Source organism: Psychrobacter sp. SC65A.3 (assembly GCF_025642195.1).
Classification (GTDB): Bacteria; Pseudomonadota; Gammaproteobacteria; order Pseudomonadales; family Moraxellaceae; genus Psychrobacter; species Psychrobacter cryohalolentis.
Genome location: NZ_CP106752.1, coordinates 1,678,413 through 1,703,442, shown reverse-complemented (window position 1 = coordinate 1,703,442; position 25,030 = coordinate 1,678,413). Strand labels below are relative to the sequence as shown.

Below are 25,030 nucleotides of genomic sequence, written 5' to 3'. Positions count from 1 at the left end.
TGAGCAGAACCTTTAGCCATCAATGATAGGGCATATTAATTTTTGTGAATTATCTTTTATATTGAGCTGGTCTTTATTCGATATTGCGTACTATACTGTCAATCAACTTTATTTCATCACTTCTCGTTGTTAGGAAACTTCCATTATCATGTCTACTGTGTCATCGAACTATCGCTCATTTATAGCTTTACCATTGACGCTTGCGGTGTCAACTCTTCTTATCAGTGCGTGTAGTAATACATCAGTGGTGAAAAAGACGGGTGCGACTGGCAGCACAGCTGTGGTTACTAAGCGTCCTACCACGCAAGTTCAGCCAACGGGAAATGCAGATTATTCGACTGCATTTTTGGATGCTGAAAGCTTAGATGAGCTTGCTGATTTATTGGAAGCCACCGATATGACTATGGTTGAGGGCAACAAGCTTGCTATTCAACAATATGGTGACTTGTGGAATCGCCTGCGTGCTGGGTATCGGATGAACGGTGGACAGCCGGTTTATAATCAGCGTATTGAAGCACAAAAAGGCTGGTTTACCAGTAGACAGGATTATCTAAACCGTTTAACAGCGCGTGCCAGTCGCTATATTTATCACACAGTAAGAGAGGCAGAGCGTCGCAATATCCCAACCGAGCTGGCTTTGCTGCCTGTGATTGAGAGCTCCTACGATCCAAGTGGCACCAGTAGTGCGGCAGCAGCAGGTTTATGGCAGTTTATTCCGAGTACGGGACGTATTTATGGTCTAAATCAAAGCAGTACATATGATGGTCGCCGTGATGTGATTGAGTCAACACGTGCCGCTTATGATTTTCTGACGGCATTGCACAATCAGTTTGGTAGTTGGGAGCTGGCATTAGCCGCTTATAATGCCGGTCCTGGTCGTGTGCAAAAAGCCATTGATGCCAATAGAGCTCAAGGTTTACCTACCGACTATTGGTCACTCAGATTACCGACTGAAACCATGAATTATGTACCACGCTTTTTGGCAGTTGCCGAAATCGTTGCCAAACCTGAAAAATATGGTGTCTATTTACCGGCTATTGCTAACCGTCAGCATTTCCGTAGTGTGCCTGTCAACTATGGCGTAAGCTTAGCCGAAGTATCGCAAGTCACGGGTGTTAGCTACGATGAATTAGAAAGATTAAATACGGCGTTAACCTCAGCACGTATCGATTCATCAGGTCCGCAGCGTATTATTATTCCTAATGATGTCAGTCTGACCACTGATGTGAAGCTGAGCGCTTTGAGGGGTAATGGCAGTAGTAATATTCTCGCCTCTAGCAATGCTGTTACGACGACTACGCCAAGCTACTCTGGGTCAACAACGCCAAGCTATAATAATAAGCCATATACTACTAGCTCATCATTACCGGGTACTGGCAAGGGTCTTGCTGACTATGCTGCCAGTGCAAGCGTCCCGCAGCAAACCACCAGCTATATTCCGCCATCGTCATCAACGACCAGCAGCTCAGTTTATAGCAGCAGTGCCTCAGTGCGTACAGAGCCACCTTTAACCTCAGCAGAAACCAAAAAAATCAACGCTGAGCTGAAAAGTAGTAACAGCTTACCAACCACATCAGCGCAAATCACTCAAAACAATACCATCATTCAAGAGCCGCCGCTAAGTAAAGCGGAGCGTGATTTTATTGCCAATCAAATTCGTATTAATACGCCTGAAACCAATGTCATTAACGCCGATGGTAATATCAATTTATCTGCCGTGCAGACGCAGCAGTCCGTCTTAGAAGCCACGGGACAAGAAAAGAAACTGAGCTTCCCAAAAACCTCAGTTAGTAAGCCAAAACCACAAGGCACACGTACCACTTATACGGTCAAACGCGGTGATACTTTGGCTAATATTGCCAGTCGCTCTGGTGTGAGCTGGCGCGATATTGCCGAATGGAATCAGATGGATGCCAGTGCCAAGCTACTCTCTGGTAGTACTTTGTATCTATATAATGCCAAAACTATCGAGCCATTGAGCACTACCAGCAGCACTGTCGCGAGCCAGCCTGAAAGTTATGTGGTACAAGGTGGCGATACGCTTATAGGTACTGCCAATCGCTTTGGTTTATCAGTGACGCAGTTAGCAAGTTATAATAATTTGAGCAGCCGTGCAGACTTATTAAGAGGTCAGAAACTATGGCTTATCCCAGGCAAAGTAACAGCGCCAGTCAGCACTCCTGCCGCGCCATCTACTAAACCGAAGAAGTCATCGACTGCGACCAAAAACTATAAAGTAAAAGCGGGTGATGGCTTGATTGCACTTGCACGCCAATTTAATATAACGACTGAGACATTGGCCAGTCTTAATGATATTGGTACGACAGATTCATTATACGTCGGTCAGACCTTAAAAGTACCTGCTAGTGTAGACTTTACTTCTAACAGTGCGCCTACTGCTACACAGAGCACTGCTAGTAGCAATAACACCACAACCAAAGCCAGCAGTTCAAGCTCAGCACCAACTAGCAATTATAAAGTAAAATCAGGGGATACCTTGATTGGTATTGCTAATAGTGTTGGGGTCAGCGCAGAAGATATTGCTGCCGTAAATAGTAACTTTGATGCTAAGGCGCGTTTACAACGTGGACAAACGATTAAAGTTCCTGTATCAAAAGAATTGGTTGATCGTCAGCTAAACGATGAGGCAGTCAGCTACAAGGTAAAATCAGGCGATACTTTGACGGGTGTTGCCCAGCGTTACAATATTGGCTTGGGTGACTTGGCAGCAGCTAACAATCTCAAGACCAATTCTAACTTGATCTTAGGTCGCACGATTACCATTCCTGCTAAAGGTAGCGTGAGTACTAGTGAGAATGCTGCTGCCAGTAGCAAGAGCAGTAGTTCGGTGAGCACAGAGACGACCAGTAAGGCTGGTAGCGCGCCATCTACCAGTAATAGCGGCAAAAAGCTCGGCAACACAGAAAGCTATAAGGTGCAGTCTGGCGATGGACTCATTGCTTTAGCACGCCGCTTCGGTGTTTCAGTTGAAGACTTAGCTGCTACCAATGATATTTCGACTAAAGCTCAATTACAACGTGGTCAGACCATCAAAGTGCCGAAAGTGACGGTCAGCTATACGGTTGGCTCAGGAGACAGCTTGATTGGTTTGGCACGTAAATACGACGTTTCAACCAAAGAGCTTGCGGATATGAATAACATTGCAGTCGATACCATGCTGCAACGCGGTCAACGCTTAACGGTGCCTAATCGCTAATCTGTGCATGTTTGAATAAATGTTGTTAATAAAAAAGCTGCTCTTATCAAAGAGCAGCTTTTTTTATGGCAGTATCAATTATCAATATCTGATTAAACCGTGGCAGTTTTTATTGTTTCAAGATAGCTTCTGATATTGCTCACATAATGCATGGCTTGACCATAGCGGCTATTTGACGCTTTATTATCAGACAGATAGGCATATATATTTGCCCAACTTTTATCATCGATACCTTTGGCACTCAATTTACGCTGAATACCTTTAACGGCATTTGGTCCCATATTATAAGCCGCAAGCGCAAACCAAATACGATCCGTTTTTGGCACATCGGCAAAATCCGTTTTCATCTGCTCCAAGTAACGAGCACCGCCGCCGATACTTTGGTAAGGGTCAACACGGTCTGAGACGCCCATTGCCTTTGCCGTATTATTAGTCAGCATCATAATGCCGCGTACTCCGGTCGGAGAGACGGCATTGGCATCCAAGTGCGACTCTTGATAACCCATGGCAACCAAAAGCTCCCAATCATGATTGTAGTTGCGCGCTTGTTCTTCAAACGAAGACTGATAATCAGGCAGCTTTTCTGTCAGTGTGGTCTTGAAATGGTCTTGACTATAGGCATCTTTTAATAAGTCTTGATTATAAAAGGCGGCTAGCTTTTGAGTATTATCAAGCTTGATGCTATCACATAAAAAATAGCTGGCTTTTTGTGACAATGGATCATTGGCAGAATTAAACGTCCAGCTTACTTTAGGATGCAAGCCATTTTTGGTCAAACTGGCATCATAACCACAGCTGACATTAATAGAAGATAAATTCAGCTGGCTTTTTAATTGGGTGCTGGCCGTGGTCAATGCCATATCCGCATCGCCTGACTGTAACGCTCTTAGCGCAGCTTCCTCATCAGCATAAGCTTTGAGAGTGACTTTTACCCCAAGCTCATCAGCATAGTTACGCACTAAGTCGTAACCAAATCCATGTTGGAAGCCATCGGTCGCAAAATAAGTGCTATCGCCTGGAACAGCAGCGATGGTTAAGGTCTTCTCCAGCATAACATGGTCATAAGCTGGTACTTGGTTATTCATGGTCGTCAGACTCTCAGCAGGGAGTGAGAGTAGGGCGATGCTTGAGATTTGCGCCAATTTCTTGGTTTTGGCGAAACGAGTCACTTTGATAGATGCAACAGCTGGAACGATGTTACTTTCGGTGTTTAGCAAGCGTTTAGATGGACGCAATATATATGAGATACGGCGTTTAGCCCCTCGCGCAGATGCTTTCGCACGATAAGTAATTCGCTGCATGGATGTCTCCTAATTTTAGCCATCCTACTTACCATAAAAATACGTGCTCATTTATGCCAATATCAGCAGCATAAATAGCAGTGCATTTTAAATACTATAAAATTTACATACTTATTGAGCATATAAATCTCATAACATCTCGTTTAAATATAGCCGTACAGTCTCAGCTGGCAACCTTATAGCAAGGGGTGTAAGAGCATAAAAAAGCACTTTAATACCTGATTGCTAAAAAAGGCTGCAAAACACCGCAAAGGCGCTAAATCAGATGATTCCTTCATCAATGATAGACTTGGCTATGATTGGAACTATTTAAAAGACATTATTTAAAAGACACTTTAAAACATCGGTAAGGTCATGAATAAATTATTGGAAAAACGTGGCGTGAGCAGGATATGCTCAGAGTTGTTACGCTGGTATGAATAATTAAATACTCTGACTATGTTAAGAGTAAATGGTCACTCATACCGTTTATCCAGCAATAAAGACAAGCAAGTTAATCTGTCTGATAAATAAGACTGATCAATAAAAGCCAATGGTTAAAAAACCATCAGGTAGTTTGCTGTACCGCTATTGCGACATTAAAATAGAAAATATCATCTTACTCAAGAATATATAAGCCGAGGTGATATTGTATTGATCGCTGTTTATATCCCTATTAAAAAAGTAAAAATAATAGGATTTTAGACCTCAATCATCATTTTAGTGCCATAACCGGAAGCTGTAATAATGGGGAGTCTCATGACAAGACATTCTTTCTACAGATAGTAATATGCAGATATTCATCTGATTATTCAAGTGTGGTTAAGAAAATTGCGATAAAACTTAACAATAGCACTATAGACGGTAATAATTTAGCCTGTTTTCTGTCGCATAATTTCGATTTAGTGAATATAAGTTCGTTCTGTTACTGGCCAAAATAAAAAAGGCAGGTAAGCAAAAATCTGCTTACCTGTCTTTTTTAGGAGAAAAATAAGTTTCTGCTGCTTAAGCAGGATTATCGATATCGATAAATGTCACTGGTAAGTCAAACTGTTGAGCAACAATCCTACCTAAAGCTTCAATGCCGCCGCGTTCTGTTGCATGATGTCCGCAAGCAAAATAATCAATGCCAAGCTCACGGGCAATATGAGTCGTACGTTCTGATATTTCACCAGAAATAAACGCATCACAGCCCATTAATGATGCTTGCTCAATCATATCTTGTGCGCCGCCCGTACAGATACCAATCCGTTCAATTAACTTATTACTGGTATTAGTATTGATATTATAATCAGCAGCAATATGTAATGGCATGCGCCCCAATGCTTGAGTAATTTGAGCGATAAGGCTTTGAGCCGTCTGCGGTATACAAGTAGCAATATTACCAACCGGATGTGTCTCAGTCGGCTTAAGTGCCTCGATGATGGTCATGTCTAACGCCGCCGCCAATGTAGCATTGTTACCGATGACAGGGTGGGCATCGAGTGGTAGGTGATAGCCGATTAAGGAGATACCATGCTGCATAAGCTTGCGAATACGCTGACCTTTCATACCAGTCAATGGGGCAGGTTCACCTTTCCAAAAATAGCCATGATGTACCATGATTGCATCAGCATTATCTGCAATGGCGGCATCAATCAATGCTTCACAGGCAGTCACACCAGTAACAATACGCTGAATAGCCCGCCCGCCATCTACTTGTAAACCATTCGGTGCATAATCTTTGAACGCAGTCGCTGATAAGTAATCATCGCAAAATTTAGTTAGGGATTGTGCAGTAATGATAGTATTTGATGATGTGATTAAGACATCGTGCGTGCTCATAGTATTCCCTTATAAAAATTTCAATTAATAATTGCAGTAGCTCAAGTATTTATAAATAATGAATTATTTCTCGTAATCACCATTTTAACATGATGCGGCAAAAGAATAGACAAGCCCAATAACTGAAACGGTACACGATGCGCTACCATTGTATTATGAGGACAGCTATAATTTACACATGTGAAAGTGCCTTATATCAAGGCGTACGCCTGATATGGCTTAATACCGATTGTCCATGTGAAATTATAGAGGTTTTTATATGTCGTCATCCCCGAATGCCAAGAACAAGGCTGGTCTCTTAAGGTGGTTACCTTGGATTTTACTGCTATTGGTCACAGCCGCCTTTATTTGGTTATTTGCGAGTATGAAGACAGCATCGGAGGCAAAATGGGAGCCGCCAAAGACCACACCTGCTGAGCAGCAAGCTTCCGAGCCGGTATCGGACTCACCAACGCCTATCGCCTCTTATCATAATGGTGTGGCTCGAGCCTCCCAGTCTGTGGTCAATATCTATACCACGCAGACGATGGCAGAACATCCTTATATGAACGATCCAGTGTTGCGCCGGTTTTTTGAATATCATGGCGCACCGTCAGAAGAGCAAGGCAATACCAACCTAGGTTCAGGCGTTATCGTGTCGGATGATGGTTATATCGTCACCAATGCGCATGTGATCGAAAAAGCCGATGAAATTACTGTTGCGTTTAATGATGGTCGCAAAAGCCGTGCAAAATTAATTGGCACAGACCCAGATAGTGATTTGGCAGTGATTAAAGTCGATATGACTGGGCTTACACCGTTGGGCTTTCGTGAAAAACCAACGCTGGTAGGCGATGTAGCATTAGCGATCGGTAATCCCTTTGGCGTCGGTCAAACCGTTACCCAAGGTATTATTTCAGCGACGGGACGTACAGGTCTTGGCGTCAATAAGTTTGAAGACTTTATTCAAACTGATGCGGCTATCAATCCCGGTAACTCGGGCGGCGCATTGGTTGATGCACGTGGTGAGCTGATTGGTATTAATACTGCCATCTACTCACGTTCTGGTGGCTCTATGGGTATTGGATTTGCTATTCCCACCGCTATCGTTGAGCAAGTGATGAATGCTCTAATCAAAGATGGCAAGGTCAGTCGTGGTTGGCTGGGTATTGAGATACAATCACAGCTGAGAGATCCCACACAGCTCGAATCATCAACAGGCGTAGAAGTGCTTAACGTGGTTCCTAAGAGTCCAGCTGCTAAGAGCGGTCTAAAAGTTGGCGATATTGTTTTGACCATTGATGGGGTTGAGATGACTGATGCCAATACCTTGATTCAGTATGTCGCTCGTAAAGCACCTAATACCACGCTGCATGCGCAAATCTTACGTCAAGGTAAAAATGCGCAAGTGAAGATATTGCTAGAGGAGCGTCCAGTTGAAGAGCCAGTCACCGTGCCCGTTGTGATTCAAGATGAGACGCTTGGCGGTGCGCAGCCACCAACGCTACAAGCGCCAGAACAAAATGTCCCTATGATGTCAGAGGCTGAACGTGACCGCATGCGTGAAGAGCTTTTATTACTGTTCGAAAGAGATGGTGCACCTTTGTAAAGAGAGTGTTTACCGATTCTCTGATCTCTAAGAGCAATAACAAAAAGCGCGCTATCTATAAGATAGCGCGCTTTTTTAATAAGTTTTGATTGATCGAATGGTTAGTAATTTATTGATTTAGCAGCTACTTTTCTATCAGCTCATGATTGACATAAATCACGCCTTGTACTCTACAGCAGCAGGGTAGGATTTCATCTTTTTCAATCATAGCAAGCGGCTCAAAAGGATAATCAATAACGTGTGAGCTGGCGATACGCTTGATGCGGCAGCTGCCACAATAGCCTTCCTTACATTGATAATTGATATCATGTCCGGTGCGTAGCAATCCATCAAGCAAGCTTTCGTCATCATGCAAGTAAAATTGCTTCTTACTCGTCATTACCCAAGTCATAGTTTTATCCTATCTTTTTATAATATGGTCAATCCTAAATAAAATAAGTACAATTATTATAACGTGCTACTGGGATAAATTTTACTTGCTTGCTTTGCCTACGCAGACAGAGGCTGCGCAAAACTTATCCCAGCAGCACTACACTTATTCTATGATGAATCGACTATATTAAAAGCTCAATCTTGAAAAACTATCTTCTACAACTCAAAATCATCAAAATCGCTGTCTGATAAGTCTGAATCAATCTGACCGACCAAGTACGAGCTAATCTCTGTTTCTTGCGGGGCAACTTGTACGTTGTCAGACGACAACCACGTGTTAATCCACGGAATCGGATTTGATTTAGAGTTCGGGAATGCGACTGGTAAGCCAACCGCTTCCATACGTAAATTGGTGATGTATTCGATATATTGGCACAGAATGTCTTTATTCAGCCCAATCATTGAACCGTCTTTGAACAGATATCCTGCCCATTCTTTTTCTTGCTCAGCCGCTTTTCGGAAGATCTCGATGCTTTCTTCATAGCATTCTTTGGCAATATCGACCATCTCTGGATCATCACGACCGATGCGCATGAGGTTAAGGATATGCTGAGTACCCGTTAAATGTAGCGCCTCATCACGAGCGATTAATTTAATAATCTTAGCATTACCTTCCATTAGCTTGCGCTCAGCAAAGGCAAACGAGCAAGCAAATGACACATAAAAGCGAATGGCTTCTAGAACATTGACTGCCATCAAGCACAAATAAAGCTGCTTTTTCAGTGATTTTAAATCGATGGTAATTTGCTTACCATTGATCGTATGCGTGCCTGCACCATATAGGTTATATAGCGATGAGCTGTAATACAAATCATCATAATACTTAGCGATGTCCGCCGCGCGCCCTAGGATGTGCTCGTTTTGCATGATGTCATCAAAGACGATAGCAGGGTCGTTGATAATATTACGAATGATATGGGTATAGCTGCGTGAGTGAATGGTCTCAGAAAACGTCCACGTTTCAATCCATGTCTCAAGCTCAGGAATCGATACCAGTGGCAGTAGCACGACGTTTGGGCTACGACCTTGGATAGAGTCGAGCAGCGTTTGATACTTTAGGTTGCTGATAAAGATATGCTGCTCATGTGACGACAGATTGCCATAATCCATACGATCACGTGATACATCGACTTCTTCTGGACGCCAAAAGAACGACAACTGCTTTTCGATCAACTGCTCAAAGATAGGGTGCTTTTGTTGGTCGTAACGCGCCACGTTGACCGGATTACCAAAAAACATCGGCTCTGTTAGCGCATTGTTTGGCGTTTGGGAAAAAATCGAATAAGTCATGGGACTGCCTTTATCATTGATATGGTTATTAAGTTATAGGGTTTGACTAGATTTGGTTTGATTGGATTATATTACAAATGCTCTAAAGATATCTGTTCTGGCGTCTGTCCGTCATTCATATACGCTTTAAACATCTCACTCAGCTCGCTATCATCCAAACCTTCCAATTCATCGATCGCACTCTTACGCAGCGCACTCAAGCCATCATCATCTGATAGTTGCTGCATTTCTTTCTGTACGTCTTTTTTAGTCACTCTCTTTACTGGTTTTTTCAATACTTTTGTGGCGACTTTCTTTAATGCTTCTGGTTTTGCTGCTGTGCCTTCGCCTAATTGCTCACGGACGTCTGCGATGTCGACTTCTACTTGTACGATATGCGAGCCACCATCGTTTAGGTCTGAAAATACGTTTGGGATAAACAAACCACCGTCTTTGATGATTGCGGTATATTGCACATGACCTCCGTCGTTTTTATTGTTTGTGTGTTTCAGTTATAGCACTTAATGCCTCTTATAATGACTTTCATCATGGCTGGCGTGTCGCAAGATTGTCATATACTTTGTTGTTTTCTCTTTTGCCTACTGCTAATACATAAACTACCACCACATCATCTTTTACGGTATATACCAGACGATAGCCTACGGTGCGTAATTTGATTTTATAAGTATCCGTATGTCCCGATAGTTTTGACGCAGGCACATGAGGGTTTGACAATCGCTGCTGTAATTTTTTCTTAAACTGCTGCTGAATACTGGGCGCTAACTTTTTCCATTCTTTTAATGCTAAAGGATGAAACTCAAGATTATAAGTCATCCAATGTTACCTTTATCGGTATCTGCCCATCATTTAACCGTGCGCTAACGGTTTGGCTTAATGCCATGTCGTCCATCGCTTCCATCATGCGCTCAAAGACGTCTGTTGAGACTAAGTAAGCCACTGGTTTATTGTGGTTTAAAATAGCAATGGATTCACCATCTGACTGTTTAATCAGTGCCGATGGGTTGGCCTTTAATTCTGAGATACTGGCTGTCTGTGTGGCAAATATTGGTTGCATTACTCATTCTCCGCTAATATTATGCTCTAAATATAGGGATAATTTTAGCATGAAAATTAGGTCTTATTTATTAATATATTTATGTGTAATTTGTAGGGTGCGCCTCGCGCACTTTTAAACACAATTTGCATATCATCGGTGCGCTGGGCGCACCCTACGTCACTACAAAAGCTATTGTATTTCTATAGTTGTAGGATTGAAAAATACATTATCTGTTTTATATATAATGGTGAAATTTTTTCGACCTTCTATAATATTTACGAACGTATATTTATCATTAAAATAAAGTATTTTGTAGTCCGTATAAGATTCAAAATCATTTGATATTATTTCCTCTATTTTTGAATAATTATAAGTGCCCTTAGCTTCATTCATATACTCTATAAAAAAATAAGTAATACGTAAAAAAATTACTATAAATGAAACCAGTAAAATTGAACTAAATACTGAAAATATCGATTTAGAGATTTTTAATAATTTATTATCAATCAAAATTACATGATCTATATTTCTAAGATATTCTTTCTCAAGGTTTATATATTTGAAGCAATAAAATACCATAGCAAGTATTCCAACATATATTACCGCATTTACAGCAATGAAATAATTAGAAGAATTAAGAAGCTCTTCTGTAGACGGCATCTCAACAACTGCATATGTAATTGAAATGGCTTGTCCTGTTGCAATTACTAAGGAGGAAATTAAAGATCTTAATTTGAGCTTGGTTGTAAGTTTTTCTGGTATGAAAGAAAGCTTGATGAGCAAAAAATTATTATGTATATATACAATAGCTGCGATAATCCAAAGTAATAATATTGCTAATAAACCATCTGGAACTAGTTGAGTAACAGAAAAATATCTAATATATCGTAAGTCTATCATGCCTAACTTGAATAACTGTATTAGACCTCCTAATACAGTTGGTATTAGTACAATAATAGCAATATTGACTTTAATTAAATTTGATAAATAACTTATTCGATTTGTTGTTGTTTTTATAATACCTTGAAGAAATATATCTTCATTGTCATCGTGTGATTGTTCTTTATCAATATTCATTAGTGACAGTCTCTGCTGCTATACTTAATTCAATTAGTCGATAAAGTGGTTATTATATAAAATTAAAATGCTAAGCAATATTAATAAGCGGGTTTAGCTTAGACACTAAACTAAACCCGCCATCCATCAAACTTAGATTTTACATGCACCACCAGCACAATCATCTTCCATGTCCGCTTGCGCATCGTTCGCACCATCACGGGTATTGTGATAATACAACGTCTTTACGCCAAGCTTATACGCGTTTAGCAAGTCTTTTAGCAATATCTTCATTGGTACACGACCGCCTTCATAACGAACGGGATCGTAGTTGGTATTGGCAGAGATACTTTGATCGACGAATTTTTGCATGACAGCGACCAGCTTTAGGTAACCGTCATTGTTTGGCATTTGCCACAGTAGCTCGTACTGACCTTTTAACTTATCAATCTCAGGCACCACTTGCTTGAGGATACCATCTTTTGACGCTTTGATAGAGACCAGACCACGTGGTGGTTCGATACCGTTGGTCGCGTTGGCGATCTGACTAGAGGTCTCAGACGGCATCAAGGCGGTTAGGGTAGAGTTGCGTAGACCGTGCTCGGTGATCTCGCCACGTAGCGTTTCCCAATCGAGATGTAGTGGCTCTTGGCAGATTTTATCCAAGTCGGCTTTGTACGTATCAATCGGCAAGATACCTTGTGAGTACGTGGTCTCATTGAACGCAGGACACGCGCCTTGCTCTTTTGCCAATTTGTTTGACGCTTTTAAGAGATAGAACTGCAATGCTTCAAACGTTTGATGAGTCAGACCAAGCGCACTGTCGTCTGAATAGCGTACACCATTCTTGGCAAGGTAATAAGCATAGTTAATCACGCCCACACCGAGCGTACGACGACGCATGCTGCCGTTTTGAGCTGCTTTGACTGGATAGTCTTGATAGTCGAGCAGGGCATCAAGCGCACGGACGATGAGCTCAGCTGGCTCTTCGATATCGCTGACATTTTCGACTTTACCCAAGTTGACCGCTGATAGCGTACAAAGGGCGATTTCGCCTTCTTCGTCATTGATGTTATCCAGTGGCTTGGTCGGTAGGGCGATTTCCATACAGAGATTTGACTGACGAATTGGCGCAACCGTTGGGTCAAATGGGCTATGGGTGTTGCAATGATCGACGTTTTGGATGTAGATACGACCCGTGCTGGCACGCTCTTGCATCATCAAGCTAAATAAATCTGCTGCTGGAATTTGACGGCTACGAATAGCAGGATCATTTTCGTACTTGGTATATAACTCTTCGAACTTGTCTTGATCTTCAAAGAACGCATCATACAAGCCTGGCGTATCACCTGGTGAGAATAGCGAGATGTCTTGACCTTTGATCAGGCGAGTGTACATCGTTTTATTTAGCTGGACGCCATAATCCATATGACGGACACGGTTGTCTTCGACGCCGCGGTTGTTTTTGAGTACCAGTAACGACTCAACTTCTAGATGCCACAATGGGTAAAATAGAGTCGCAGCACCGCCACGGACGCCACCTTGTGAGCAGCATTTAACAGCCGTCTGGAATAATTTATAGAATGGGATACAACCCGTATGCTGTGCTTCACCGCCACGGATAGGGCTACCAAGGGCACGGATGCGACCTGCGTTGATGCCGATACCAGCGCGCTGTGACACATAGCGTACGATGGCGCTAGTGGTCGCGTTGATAGAGTCTAGGCTATCACCACATTCGATCAATACACATGAGCTAAACTGGCGCGATGGGGTACGTACACCAGACATGATAGGCGTCGGTAGTGAGATTTTGAATTCTGAAGTCGCATCATAGAAACGCTTCACATAGTTCATACGCTCTGATTTTTCGTAACGGCTAAACAAGCACATTCCAACCAACATATACAAAAACTGTGGGCTTTCATACACGGTTTTGCTAACACGATCTTGGACGAGGTATTTACCTGCCATTTGCTCAACAGCTGCATAAGCCAGATTCATATCGCGCCAGTGATCTAGATACTCTTCTAATTCGTCAAATTCAGCACGGCTATAATCGGCTAGGATATGCTGATCATATTTACCAGCGTCGGTAAGCTTTTTGACATGATCATAAAGGTGCGGTGGGGTGAATTTATTGTAAGCAATCTTACGTAAATGAAAGATGGCCAAGCGCGCGGCTAAATACTGATAGTCAGGCGTATCTTCAGAGATAAGATCTGCTGCTGACTTGATGATGGTCTCGTGAATATCACGTGTTTTGATACCTTCATAAAACTGAATGTGTGATTTTAGCTCCACTTGTGACACCGACACATTATCTAAACCGTGAGCTGCCCACTCGATAACCTTGTGAATTTTATCTAACTCGATAGGCTCTAAACGTCCATCACGTTTGGTTACTTGGATTTTATCGATATGTGTCATGCTGACCTCGTAAGTTGATTGCTTATTAGTTATTTACTGAATGACTTATTAGTGATGCCGCGCGGTGTAAGGACGCCAAGCATGCTTTATAACGCGATATATATGCTCATGATAGAGTGTTTTTTTGAGGCAAAAGCTCGCCACGGCTCATGGTGATGGTTAAAATCACTGAGCACTACATATAGCGTGTTTGTTAATAGGTGGACACAATATAGCGGGAAAATTTTGAAAATGCTATATTGATTTTAGCGGCAAACTATGTTGCTGAGGGCTTATACGTTGTCCGAATTTGGGCAAAGGACGATGGCATAAGGGTTAGACGCAAATGAGTTTAATAATAAATTTTTTGTAAAAATCTAATCACTCTTTGCTTTTTATTTGCTCGTAAATTGTTGACTAATAAAAGAAGTCATGACAATAATAATGCGGGCGCAGATTGTACATCAAACCACAAAAAATCGCCACCCAAATGAGTGACGATTGTCATTATCTTCAGTGAATTTACGCCCATGATAGTAGGATTTGATAGAGGGCAGTAAGAGACTGTCAACCCTATCATAAGTTACATCACAATGCGTACGGTCTTAGCCGCATCAAGAGACGCATATAGGGTATTGACTTGCTCAGCAGTCGTTAAGTATAAGTTCACCCGTATAGAATGAAAGCGTCCTGTTTTTGAGGGTTTGACTTGCATAGACGCTAAGTCAAAATCCGGAAACTGGCTGCCTAAAATGAGTTTGACTTCGTTCAACAAAGTCTCATGCTCACCTTCATTACCGATAATACTCATCGGGTAATTCATCGGAAAATCCCACAACTCAGGATTTTGAATGTCGGTTTTTTTGCCTTTAATTTTGTCATTGCCCAACGATATTTGAGAGACGTTGACATCTTTTTTAGGATTTTGTTGATTATCGCTCATGGGTGAGTCCTTAGTGCTATTTTATAGTGAGGCTTGAGTCTTAAAATTGGCTGGTATTTTAACAAACGACTATCGATTAACCACAAAAAAGCTGAGACGCGCTCAGCTTTTAGGTTTATATATATTCTGCGATATATAAGGACAGTATGCTAAAAAGCTACTGTCTTTATAGGGGGCTTATCAGTCATTTTCAAGGAAAGAGCGCAGATGCTCAGAGCGTGATGGATGACGTAATTTACGCAATGCTTTTGCTTCAATCTGACGAATACGCTCACGCGTCACATCAAACTGCTTACCAACTTCTTCCAAGGTATGGTCCGTTGGCATATCGATACCAAAACGCATTTTGAGCACGCGTGCTTCACGCTCAGTCAAATTGCCTAATACATCACGCGTCGCTTCACGTAGACCAGCAGCCGTCGCATCGTCAACAGGGCTTGAGATCGTGCCATCTTCGATGAAGTCGCCTAGGTGCGAATCTTCATCATCACCGATAGGGGTTTCCATTGAGATAGGCTCTTTGGCGATTTTTAATACTTTACGGACTTTGGCTTCGTCCATCTCTAAGCGTTCGCCTAATTCCTCAGGCGTTGGCTCGCGTCCCATTTCTTGTAGCAATTGACGAGAGACACGATTAATCTTATTGATCGTCTCAATCATATGCACAGGGATACGGATGGTACGTGCTTGGTCAGCGATAGAGCGGGTGATTGCCTGACGAATCCACCAAGTCGCATAAGTTGAAAACTTATAACCACGGCGATATTCAAATTTATCGACGGCTTTCATCAAGCCGATATTACCTTCTTGAATCAGATCCAAGAACTGCAAACCACGGTTGGTATATTTTTTGGCAATTGAGATAACGAGACGTAAGTTAGCCTCGACCATCTCTTTCTTGGCACGGCGGGCTTTGGCTTCGCCAATAGCCATACGGCGCGCCACATCTTTCATGTCGTGGATTTCCATCTCGAGCTTATGCTCGTAATCACGGATAGCACGTTGTAACAAGATAACATCGTCGGCGACTTTCTCTAATGTGGCAGCAAAAGCAGGCTTACCTTTAATACGCTCAATCAACCAATCAACGTTGGTTTCATTACTTGGAAAAGTCTTACGGAACTCTTCGCGCGGCATACGACCACGGCGAATCACCAAGCGCATGATTTGACGCTCATGCTTACGCACGTCATCATAAACATCATGCATAATAGCCATGACTTGATCAGATAGACGGTTATTCAGCTTTAGCATCATAAAGCGGCTAGCCAGCTGCTCATAAGCTTCATTGGCTTGTGCACTACCACGACCATAATCAAGTAAGGCTTGCTTGGCTTTAATAAATAGATGCTCGATCTCTTCTAGACGCAGGCGCACTTCTTCTGGATCGATACCGCTGGTTTCTTCTTCAGCGTCCTCTTCCACTTCCTCGTCATCCTCCTCGTCATCATCAAGCCCAGATTTTACTTTGGCTTTTTCTTTGATGATCGGCGGGTTTTCTTTTTCTTCTTTGATGCGCTCGCGTTCTTCCTTCGCTGCTTCTTTGGCTTCTTGAGCAGCGATTTTGTCTTCTTCGGTTTCAGGGTCTAAGAAACCAGTGATAACGTCAGAAAGCTTTTTTTCGCCATCTTGGACTTTTTGGTACTCGTCAAGGACGAACTGTACCGTACCCGGCCAGTAAGACATGGCATGCTGTACGTCACGAATACCTTCTTCGATACGCTTGGCAATGGCAATCTCGCCTTCGCGCGTTAATAGATCAACCGTACCCATCTCACGCATATACATACGCACAGGGTCAGTGGTGCGACCAGGTTCGGTTTCAACAGAAGCTAGTACCGCTGCTGCCTCATCCGCTGCCATGTCATCATCACTTGAATCGTCGTTCATCAAGATGTCATCGGCATCAGGCGCAGATTCAAAGATTTTGATGCCAACGTCGGTTAGCATTTGTACAATATCTTCGATCTGATCGCTTTCGGTAATAGAGTCGGGCAGTTGGTCATTCACCTCAGCATAGGTTAAATACCCTTGCTCTTTACCCATTTGGATTAAGGTGGCCAGTTGAGATGTGGACTTAGAAACTGACTTATCGTTCATAAATACTCGCTTACTTGCATCGGACATTTTTATATTGTGACTGGCTATCGCTCGCTGGGTGCGTTGATCTTATCAATCGATTGATCAAAATATGGCGTAAAGGTAGTCAATAATATCAAAAATGAGTGGATATGAATAAAGGCTCAAAATACTACAATTACAATGTTATAAAACCGCTAACGCTCAAAAATTTTCAAAAGGCTAATACCTAAAAATAAATATTTTAAAATACGCTTTAACGATAACATTTAAAAATTTATACCTAAAACTGTGCTCAATCATACGGGCGTATCATCATTTTGTCGTTATTCATTAAACCATGCTATAAATAGTTAGCGACATAGTTTAACACAGACCAGTGTAATCAAGCACGAGGTAGTGATATCTACCGACTGTTTTTTACTGATTATTTACCAGCTATTCCATGTTAAACATAGTTTTAATAACAGGCAGTTTTAATAAGCTAAGACAACAGTGCATAATCATTAATAGTGGGGACAATGTCGACCCTTTTAAAGGGCAGCTGTTTTATAAATAAAATCTAATAATCATATTAAGATTTAACCGTCGCCATTTGGGCCGATTGTTCTGCTTGCTGCGCACGTAACCAGTCATTTAATAACTGGGATTGTTTGCGGACAATCGCCAGTTTTATGTTGTCAGGGTTTTTAATCAAATTTTGTGTTTTCTTCTTCATATGGCGTTCAATCAGTTGGCTGACCAACTCTTCGACCAAACCATCGAGGCTCAAGATATTACGACTGGTCAGGGCTTTATAAAAGCTGCTCCAATCACGGCTAAGCGTCTCTTGCGTCAAGGGTTTGACGTTAGAGAGAATAAAGTGCGCCGCCGCATTGACATCTTTTGGCAAATATTTCAGGCAGCGCTTAATAGTGCTGACGACATCAAGTAATGCCGTGTCCTGCATATCTTCCCAAGCCAGCGGGCGTAAAACATCAGCCGAGGCTTTTTGCTTAAGATGAGCGGGCAGGTGTAAGTCATTAATACCGGCTTGTTGCCAAATGGCTTCGATAGGATCATCAATCAAGGCACGCGGCTGGAATACAAAGCACAGTTGAAGCTGCTGACTGATGGTCATCTCACCATCAAAATCTAGCAGGGCATCTTTGGCTTCGATGTTTTGGCTACGTTTGCCGCCAAGCTTTTGATAAATGTCATTATTGAGCAGGTAGCGGAAACTACTGCCTTTTGGTAAGGCAGTAGTCAAGGCGCGTACTTGTGACATGAGCTTGGCTTTGCCTTCCACCAAACTCAAATCATGACGCTCACTGAGATAGGCAAAGATATACTGTGATAGCGGCATGGCGTTAGTGATCTGCTCACGCATTGCATCCGCGCCCTGACTTTTTATAAAGGTATCAGGGTCATGATTGTTGGGCAGCGTCAAAAAACGCAGCTCTTTTTCATCACTGAGCACCGGTAGCGCCACTTCAAGCGTACGCCAAGCGGCTTTTTGTCCGGCGCTATCACCATCAAAACTTAAGGTTAATGTTGGATTTAGCGTTAATAGACGTGAGATTTGACTCTCATTAATTGCCGTGCCCATCGACGCAATGGCACCATAAATACCGACTTGATATAGGGCAATCACATCCATATAGCCTTCAACCACTAGCCAGTCATTTGCACGTTTTTGGCGTGACTCATAATAGCCATATAGTACATGCTGCTTATGAAAGACGGGCGAGTCAGAGGAGTTGATATATTTGGGCTTTACCTCATCATCAAGCGCACGACCACCAAAACCAATGGTACGCCCTTGATTGTCTCGAATAGGGAAAATAACCCGATCACGAAGTAGGTCATAATCGCGTCCAGATTCTGAGCGCCGCACTAAGCCAAGCGCTTTGAGACCTTCGATATCTTGTGGAAATTGATGCTCAAGATGTTGCCAACCAAAAGGCGCGTAGCCCAAGCCAAAAGTTTCGAAGATTTCATCGCTAATACCGCGCGATAAGAAGTAATGCTTAGCATGAGGGTGAATACTGAGATTATGTTGATAAAACTGCTGTATCTGCTCTAGCAGCTCATATAAGTTGCCATCTTTATCAGAGATACTATTATCATTGTAGAGAGCAGTATTATCATCATCGGTTAACCATGCAGGCGGATAGCCATTGTCATCTTGATAATGAGCATCATAGCCATCCATTACATAAGGGACGGCATCGTAAGCATCTAACGGTGGGTAATTGTCATAACTATGGTGATCATCATAAATTGGCGGCTGCGTATCATCAGCTGGCATGATTATGGCTGACTGATTATTGGTTACTGGCTGACTATCATTTTTTCGCAGATGCGTTGACGATGTTGCTGGCTTAATAGCAGATTTTGGCTTAGCTTTTGATTTAATAGGGGCACGCTGATAGCTGACGTTTTGCTGTTCTTCTTTTGGGACTTCAATGCCCGTCTGCTTGGACAGCTCATTGACCGCTTCGATAAAGGTGAGGTTTTCATAATCACGTAAAAAACTGATGGCATTGCCACCGACGCTACAGCCAAAGCAGTGATAGATGTTTTTTTGTGGATTGACATAAAAAGACGGCGACTTTTCACCATGAAAAGGGCAGCAGCCTTTAAACTCACTACCAGCACGTTTAAGCGTAGTATGACGCCCAATGATACTGACTAAATCAGCTTGGCTATTTAATTGTTCAAGAATGTGATTTGGGATACTCATGCGAAAAACAGTTTACCACAGGTGCAATATTGTTGATGCTCAAAATAATGCAAAAATAAAACAGAAAAAATAAGGCCAACCGTATCGTTGACCTTATTTTTAGTTGACGTCTGACGCCATGACAGCGTTATTGATTAAAGCGCACAAACACTCTTAATCAATCATACCAAAATACGATTAATTGCTATCGGTCATATCGATGCTGTCATTTTCAACCGCCCCTAAGCGTACACGACGATTGTCATCAGTCAGACGCAGCGGAGAAGTGCTGCTTGGGGCTGCTGTATTTGCAGCATTGTCGCTTGGCAATCTCAGTTGAGTGGCATTGCGAATGACTTGAGTTTTGGTCGCACCGTTATAGTTGGCAGTGGAAAATGAAGTGTCTTTATCAAAACGACTCAGCTGTCCAAAAGTTAATTTGTTTACTAGAGAACGCTCACGTTTGGTATTGAGCTTGACACGTCCATCAGCACTTAGCATGTTTGGATAGTTAATTTGCAATAAAGTTTTATACTCGTTTGCTAAATCAGTTAGACCTAATTTTTCATGGCTATAAGCAAGGACGGCAATCGCATCTGGCACAGATTCGCTGAGTGGATAATATTGAAAGACCCATTTGGCACGATTGACAGCAGCTACATAAGCTTCACGCTCAATATACCAATTAGCAGCGCTCATCTCACTTTCAGCAAACTGATTATAAATAAACGTCATGCGCTGAGCGGCATCAGGTGCGTAAGGACTGTTTGGGTATTTGTTCAACAGCTCTTGGAAATTGGCGAAAGCAATACGGTAGTAAGCAGTATCGCGCTCCGCTTGGTTGAGCTTAAACAGTTTCAAACCTTCAGACGAGCCTTGCATATTGGCAACGCCGCGCACATAGTAAGCGTAGCTCACTTGCGGGTTAGACGGGTACAGACGAATGAACTGCTCAGCACTGGCAGCCGCAGTTTCATATTTACCACTGGCATATTGTGCATACATCATATCGAGCAAAGATTGCTCGGCATATTGTCCAGTCGGATAAAAAGTGCGCAAGTTGGTTAAATCTTCGATCGCTTGAGTATAGCGACCTTTATCAATCTGAGCAATCGCGTCATTATAGTACGCTTGCTCTGACTTCTCAGCAGTGACCACTGCATCCACGTCTTTACCGCCGGTGAGGTTTTTAAAGGTTTGACAACCCACTAAGTTGACACTTAGGGCAAGTAAAGTGATTGAGGACAGTTTGATAAACGTATTGCCAACAGCTTGCATACTTCTTCTCCGACACAAGACGTATAATAGCAGCGACGCTATCATACTATTTAGTAGATTGATGATAAAAAACGATGCTTGGTGCATCAATAATGGTCTATCATTTTACATGCCAATCACTAAGCATGCGTATTATTATAAAAACATGCTCATTAAAAAACATAGTTATTAATTTATTAAAAATTTACTCTGTAAACATGTTACGCAATAAGGCGTGCATCACATGTAAGGCTTTTATAAAAGAGCTACAATAACGACACAGTGCCATAGCATACAGCAAAACATGGCTATACTTTATAGAATAACATTTGCTGCGTCTATTTTTTCATGAGCTATTTTGTAGTTAGGCGCACCGCTGGCTTATTCTATAATGCATTTTTATTCAGTGATACCTTAAGTACATTCCACTAATATAGTACAACGTTTGAATCGCCACACTTATCAGGATTCATGCCCGCTAGTTTAGCATGAGCGGTTGCAACGGGCGATGTTCAATAGTGCTGACAGTGACAAATATACAGTAAATTACAGCCATGTTATATTTTAGAGAGCTAATGAGTGCTATAAATTCCCAGATAACACGCAGCTTCTATAGGGCTTAAACGCTCAGCATGTTACACTAGAGCCATATTATGACCATTTTTTGACCACGATTATTATTTATGGTCTATAAGTGCCAATCTGTTTTCTTATGAAGTACTCCGACTGAACATTGTCAGAGGCTTTACCATATATAAATCTGCTATGAATACATGATGCTATGACTACCAATTTACCCGCGAACCAATCCACTGAAGATTCATCAATGACAGACTTATCAACGCAAGGTTCACCTGTGCCAGAATCCACGATACCCAATGAATTATTAACCATTAATGAGCAATTTGACGAGCATTTGGACGATGATAACGTGTCAGATGATGAGCTGCTTAATGACGAAGACGAGCATGGCGATGATGAAGTCTCGGTCGCAGGGCAATCTGTGCCTGTTGTGGTTGACGTGAAGCATACGGTCATAGAAGACGAAGCAGGTTTGCGTATTGATAAACTGGCATCAAAAATATTTACCGATTTTTCACGTGTCCAGTTACAAGGCTGGGTAAGTGATGGCAGCTTGCTTTATAACGGTAGCATACAAAAACCTAAGATCCGTGTTAAAGCTGGCGATATCTTGCATCTGTCGACGACTTTAGAGCAGCATAGTGAGGATCAGCCAGAAGATATCGCAATCGACGTGGTTTATGAAGATGATGACGTATTGGTCATCAATAAGCCAGTCGGCATGGTGGTACATCCAGGTGCCGGTAATCAAACAGGCACTTTGGTAAACGCGCTATTGTATCACTATCCGCAGCAGCACCATTTGCCGCGTGCAGGCTTAGTCCACCGTATTGATAAAGATACTTCAGGGCTATTGTTGATTGGTAAAACAAAACCCGCACAGCTGGCACTGATGGAGCAGCTAAAGGACAAGTCAGTGTATCGTCATTACCAATGTGTGGTCGCAGGGGATGCAGCGAGTCTATCTCGTCATCGCCGTATTGATGCGCCCATTGGACGCCATCGTAATCAGCGTACCAAAATGACGGTGATGACGGCAGGACGCGAAGCTGTGACTCACCTATTGAATGTAACCGCGCTTAATGGTAACTATTGTTTGTTGGATATAGGGCTTGAGACAGGGCGTACGCATCAGATTCGTGTGCATCTGAGTCATATTACTTATCCTATTGTTGGTGATAGAGTCTATGGCGGTCGTCGTCAGCTACGTGCTGGTCTAACAGAAGCGCAGCGTCAAGCGATTAATAACTTCCCGCGTCAAGCACTCCATGCTTATACGTTGGGTTTCGTTCATCCAACGACTGGTGAAGACGTTGAGGTCACTACACCAATGCCTGAAGATATGCAGCAGCTAATGGCGGTCTTAAGTGACGGTTATGACGAAGAGTAAGCGCTGCAAAAACGCTTTATTAAAACGGTAAATATGCCATGAAAAATACGCTTCCCATGACATTGATAGCACAGCTTGATGATGTGGCTGTGTTTCAAACGGCTGCTTTTTCTGATATAGACTATGCAAGTATTGATATATCTCGGTCTAAAATGAATCAGCAGCCACATCAACGACAGCAAGCAAGTTATGGCGAGCTGAACTTGGGGCTGCATGTCAATGATGATGCAAGCGTAGTATTAAGTAATCGGATGCGTGTGCTTGCTACGATTAATGAGCAGATGATCGCGCAGCAAAACCTACCTGGTCATAGCGTGCCTGTCAAAGCGCTACATTGGGTTAATCAAGTCCATGGTAATCATATACATGATACCGATGCTACAGTACTGAGTATGGTGCCTATGGCAGCTGATGCTATGGTTAGCAAACAAGATGGTACTGGGCTTGCCATAATGACGGCTGATTGTGTACCGATCGTTCTTTATCAGCCAGCAACTGGGCAGATAGCGGCGATTCACGCTGGCTGGCAAGGGCTGGCATGCGGCGTAATCAAAGCAACGGCTGAACGCTTTAGCGACAGCGGCGAGATTATGGCATGGATAGGCATTTGTATCAGTCAAGATAATTACGAAGTGGGTAGCCAAGTCCGAGATAAGTTATTGGCAGGTTGCATCGCGAATAACGCTTTGACGACAGATGCAATAAATAATTTTAATGAGCGCTATGTGATGGCGTCAGTTACCAGCGAGTTAGACGCAGCAAGTACAGCGGACAAGTTATCATACAATACGCCAGTCTATGCAGAAAAAATTAAGATAGATTTGCCAAAAATTGCCGCGGATCAATTGCGGGCAGCAGGGATTGTCGTATGCAATGAGTCCTCTATCCCTTGTAGTTATGCTGACGGGCATTACTATTCTTATCGACGTCAGACCCATTTGCAGCAAGCTGCAACGGGACGCATGGCCTTGATTATTACGCGCAGTGCTTCTATATATAGCTAATCCACTTTTAAAAGGGTACAGAACTACTGGGGTTAATTATTCGCAGCATCTGTCTGCGTAGACACAGCAAGCAAGAAAAAGTAACCCCAGTAGTACCTTATAACATTTGGATTTTTTTATTTAAGACCGATTATAGTAACTAAAGCATGATCATTCAAAAGAGTAACTGTCACATAATAAGTGCGTCTTCTTATCGTTAACAATCATAAGCCTAATTTACATTTTTATTTTTTATTTCATTACTTATAGCCATTATTAGAGTTTATATGAATACATCTGTTACACCGTCTATTGTACTACCTCCTGACGAGACTTCTCTTAGCGTATCTAATATATCGATGGCCGTTATTTACCATAGTAACTACGGTCATACTCAACGTGTCGCAGAAGCAATCGTGACGGGCGCTCGTCAGCAACTACCTGAAGCGCAAGCCAAGGCTGTCGATGTCAATGACGTCGATTGGGAGTTTTTAGATCAAGCGGATCTGTTGGTTTTTGGTAGTGCGGTATATATGGGCAGTGTGACAGCAGGCTTTAAGACTTTTATGGATGCGACATCGAAGCGTTGGTATCATGGAAAATGGCAAGGCAAGTGGGCAGCAGGTTTTGCCAACTCAGGTGGGCTTAGCGGCGATAAGCTTGCTGTACTACAACAGATTTGTCTTTATAGCATGCAGCATGGGATGAACTGGATAGGATTGCCACTCAGACCGACCGGACATGAGCCCCATGATTTAAACCGTTTATCGAGTAATTTGGGTTTGATGACCCAGTCGCTTGATGGTCCACCTGAAGAAACACCAGGCGTGGGTGATATAGATACGGCGATTTGGTTTGGTGATCATCTGGCAAAAACTATCATAAAACATCAGCCCGCCTCATAAAAATTCAAAAGCTATTTATTAAGTAGTAAATACCAAAAAGCAGATATCAAACTGA

Annotated in this window: 18 protein-coding genes; 5 read left to right on the top strand and 13 right to left on the bottom strand. The window is 42.5% G+C overall.

The features are described 5' to 3' along the window. The first annotated feature begins 148 nt into the window (after nt 1-148). The gene (locus OEG80_RS07195; protein WP_263240099.1) at nt 149-3,217 is read left to right on the top strand and encodes a LysM peptidoglycan-binding domain-containing protein; all 3,069 of its coding nucleotides are present in this window, start codon (nt 149-151) and stop codon (nt 3,215-3,217) included. Nucleotides 3,218-3,309: 92 nt separating this feature from the next. Here the strand turns inward: OEG80_RS07195 and OEG80_RS07190 are convergent, their stop codons facing one another. Then, on the bottom strand, nt 3,310-4,518 hold the full coding sequence (locus OEG80_RS07190) for a transglycosylase SLT domain-containing protein (protein WP_263240097.1): 1,209 nt from the start codon (nt 4,516-4,518) through the stop codon (nt 3,310-3,312). Nucleotides 4,519-5,502: 984 nt separating this feature from the next. Continuing rightward, complete coding sequence (locus OEG80_RS07185) at nt 5,503-6,321, bottom strand: Nif3-like dinuclear metal center hexameric protein (RefSeq protein WP_263240095.1); 819 nt, start codon at nt 6,319-6,321, stop codon at nt 5,503-5,505. Between the two features lie 259 nt (nt 6,322-6,580). On the opposite strand from OEG80_RS07185, the gene OEG80_RS07180 reads away from it, so the two are divergent. Further along, complete coding sequence (locus OEG80_RS07180) at nt 6,581-7,909, top strand: S1C family serine protease (RefSeq protein WP_149492686.1); 1,329 nt, start codon at nt 6,581-6,583, stop codon at nt 7,907-7,909. A gap of 124 nt (nt 7,910-8,033) precedes the next feature. Here OEG80_RS07180 and yfaE read toward each other — a convergent pair whose 3' ends face one another. The 11 genes from yfaE to OEG80_RS07125 all read right to left on the bottom strand — a co-directional run bounded on the left by yfaE (nt 8,034) and on the right by OEG80_RS07125 (nt 21,136). Continuing rightward, nucleotides 8,034-8,300 (bottom strand): class I ribonucleotide reductase maintenance protein YfaE, encoded by a 267-nt coding sequence (yfaE, locus tag OEG80_RS07175; RefSeq protein ID WP_011513453.1) that lies wholly within the window; start codon nt 8,298-8,300, stop codon nt 8,034-8,036. Between the two features lie 197 nt (nt 8,301-8,497). Continuing rightward, complete coding sequence (gene nrdB / locus OEG80_RS07170; RefSeq protein WP_020443319.1) at nt 8,498-9,631, bottom strand: class Ia ribonucleoside-diphosphate reductase subunit beta; 1,134 nt, start codon at nt 9,629-9,631, stop codon at nt 8,498-8,500. A gap of 71 nt (nt 9,632-9,702) precedes the next feature. After that, the gene (locus tag OEG80_RS07165; protein ID WP_011513455.1) at nt 9,703-10,086 is read right to left on the bottom strand and encodes a hypothetical protein; all 384 of its coding nucleotides are present in this window, start codon (nt 10,084-10,086) and stop codon (nt 9,703-9,705) included. A 70-nt stretch (nt 10,087-10,156) separates the two neighbouring features. Then, a complete protein-coding gene (locus tag OEG80_RS07160) occupies nt 10,157-10,444 on the bottom strand; it encodes a type II toxin-antitoxin system RelE family toxin (protein ID WP_263240093.1) in 288 nt (95 codons plus the stop codon). Then, complete coding sequence (locus OEG80_RS07155) at nt 10,434-10,685, bottom strand: type II toxin-antitoxin system Phd/YefM family antitoxin (RefSeq protein WP_020443322.1); 252 nt, start codon at nt 10,683-10,685, stop codon at nt 10,434-10,436. The genes OEG80_RS07160 and OEG80_RS07155 overlap by 11 nt, the downstream gene beginning before the upstream one ends. Nucleotides 10,686-10,856: 171 nt before the next feature. Beyond that, nucleotides 10,857-11,744 carry a hypothetical protein gene (locus OEG80_RS07150; RefSeq protein ID WP_263240091.1) on the bottom strand — a complete coding sequence of 296 codons (888 nt, stop codon included), beginning with the start codon at nt 11,742-11,744 and terminating at the stop codon, nt 10,857-10,859. A 132-nt stretch (nt 11,745-11,876) separates the two neighbouring features. After that, a complete protein-coding gene (gene nrdA, locus OEG80_RS07145; protein WP_263240089.1) occupies nt 11,877-14,153 on the bottom strand; it encodes a class 1a ribonucleoside-diphosphate reductase subunit alpha in 2,277 nt (758 codons plus the stop codon). Between the two features lie 562 nt (nt 14,154-14,715). After that, nucleotides 14,716-15,075: a YbeD family protein gene (locus OEG80_RS07140; RefSeq protein ID WP_011513459.1), complete on the bottom strand. Its 360-nt coding sequence runs from the start codon at nt 15,073-15,075 to the stop codon at nt 14,716-14,718. Nucleotides 15,076-15,255: 180 nt separating this feature from the next. Continuing rightward, nucleotides 15,256-17,175 (bottom strand): RNA polymerase sigma factor RpoD, encoded by a 1,920-nt coding sequence (gene rpoD, locus OEG80_RS07135; protein WP_041753074.1) that lies wholly within the window; start codon nt 17,173-17,175, stop codon nt 15,256-15,258. Nucleotides 17,176-17,728: 553 nt separating this feature from the next. After that, nucleotides 17,729-19,879 carry a DNA primase gene (locus OEG80_RS07130; protein WP_149408451.1) on the bottom strand — a complete coding sequence of 717 codons (2,151 nt, stop codon included), beginning with the start codon at nt 19,877-19,879 and terminating at the stop codon, nt 17,729-17,731. A gap of 177 nt (nt 19,880-20,056) precedes the next feature. Continuing rightward, a complete protein-coding gene (locus tag OEG80_RS07125) occupies nt 20,057-21,136 on the bottom strand; it encodes an outer membrane protein assembly factor BamD (RefSeq protein ID WP_149408449.1) in 1,080 nt (359 codons plus the stop codon). A gap of 805 nt (nt 21,137-21,941) precedes the next feature. Here OEG80_RS07125 and OEG80_RS07120 point away from each other — a divergent pair. From OEG80_RS07120 to OEG80_RS07110, 3 genes are all read left to right on the top strand, one after another. Further along, complete coding sequence (locus OEG80_RS07120) at nt 21,942-23,087, top strand: RluA family pseudouridine synthase (RefSeq protein WP_413786909.1); 1,146 nt, start codon at nt 21,942-21,944, stop codon at nt 23,085-23,087. A 38-nt stretch (nt 23,088-23,125) separates the two neighbouring features. After that, nucleotides 23,126-24,091 carry a polyphenol oxidase family protein gene (locus OEG80_RS07115; protein ID WP_263240088.1) on the top strand — a complete coding sequence of 322 codons (966 nt, stop codon included), beginning with the start codon at nt 23,126-23,128 and terminating at the stop codon, nt 24,089-24,091. Between the two features lie 266 nt (nt 24,092-24,357). Continuing rightward, a complete protein-coding gene (locus OEG80_RS07110; RefSeq protein WP_409033824.1) occupies nt 24,358-24,975 on the top strand; it encodes a flavodoxin family protein in 618 nt (205 codons plus the stop codon). The last annotated feature ends 55 nt before the right edge of the window (nt 24,976-25,030 follow it).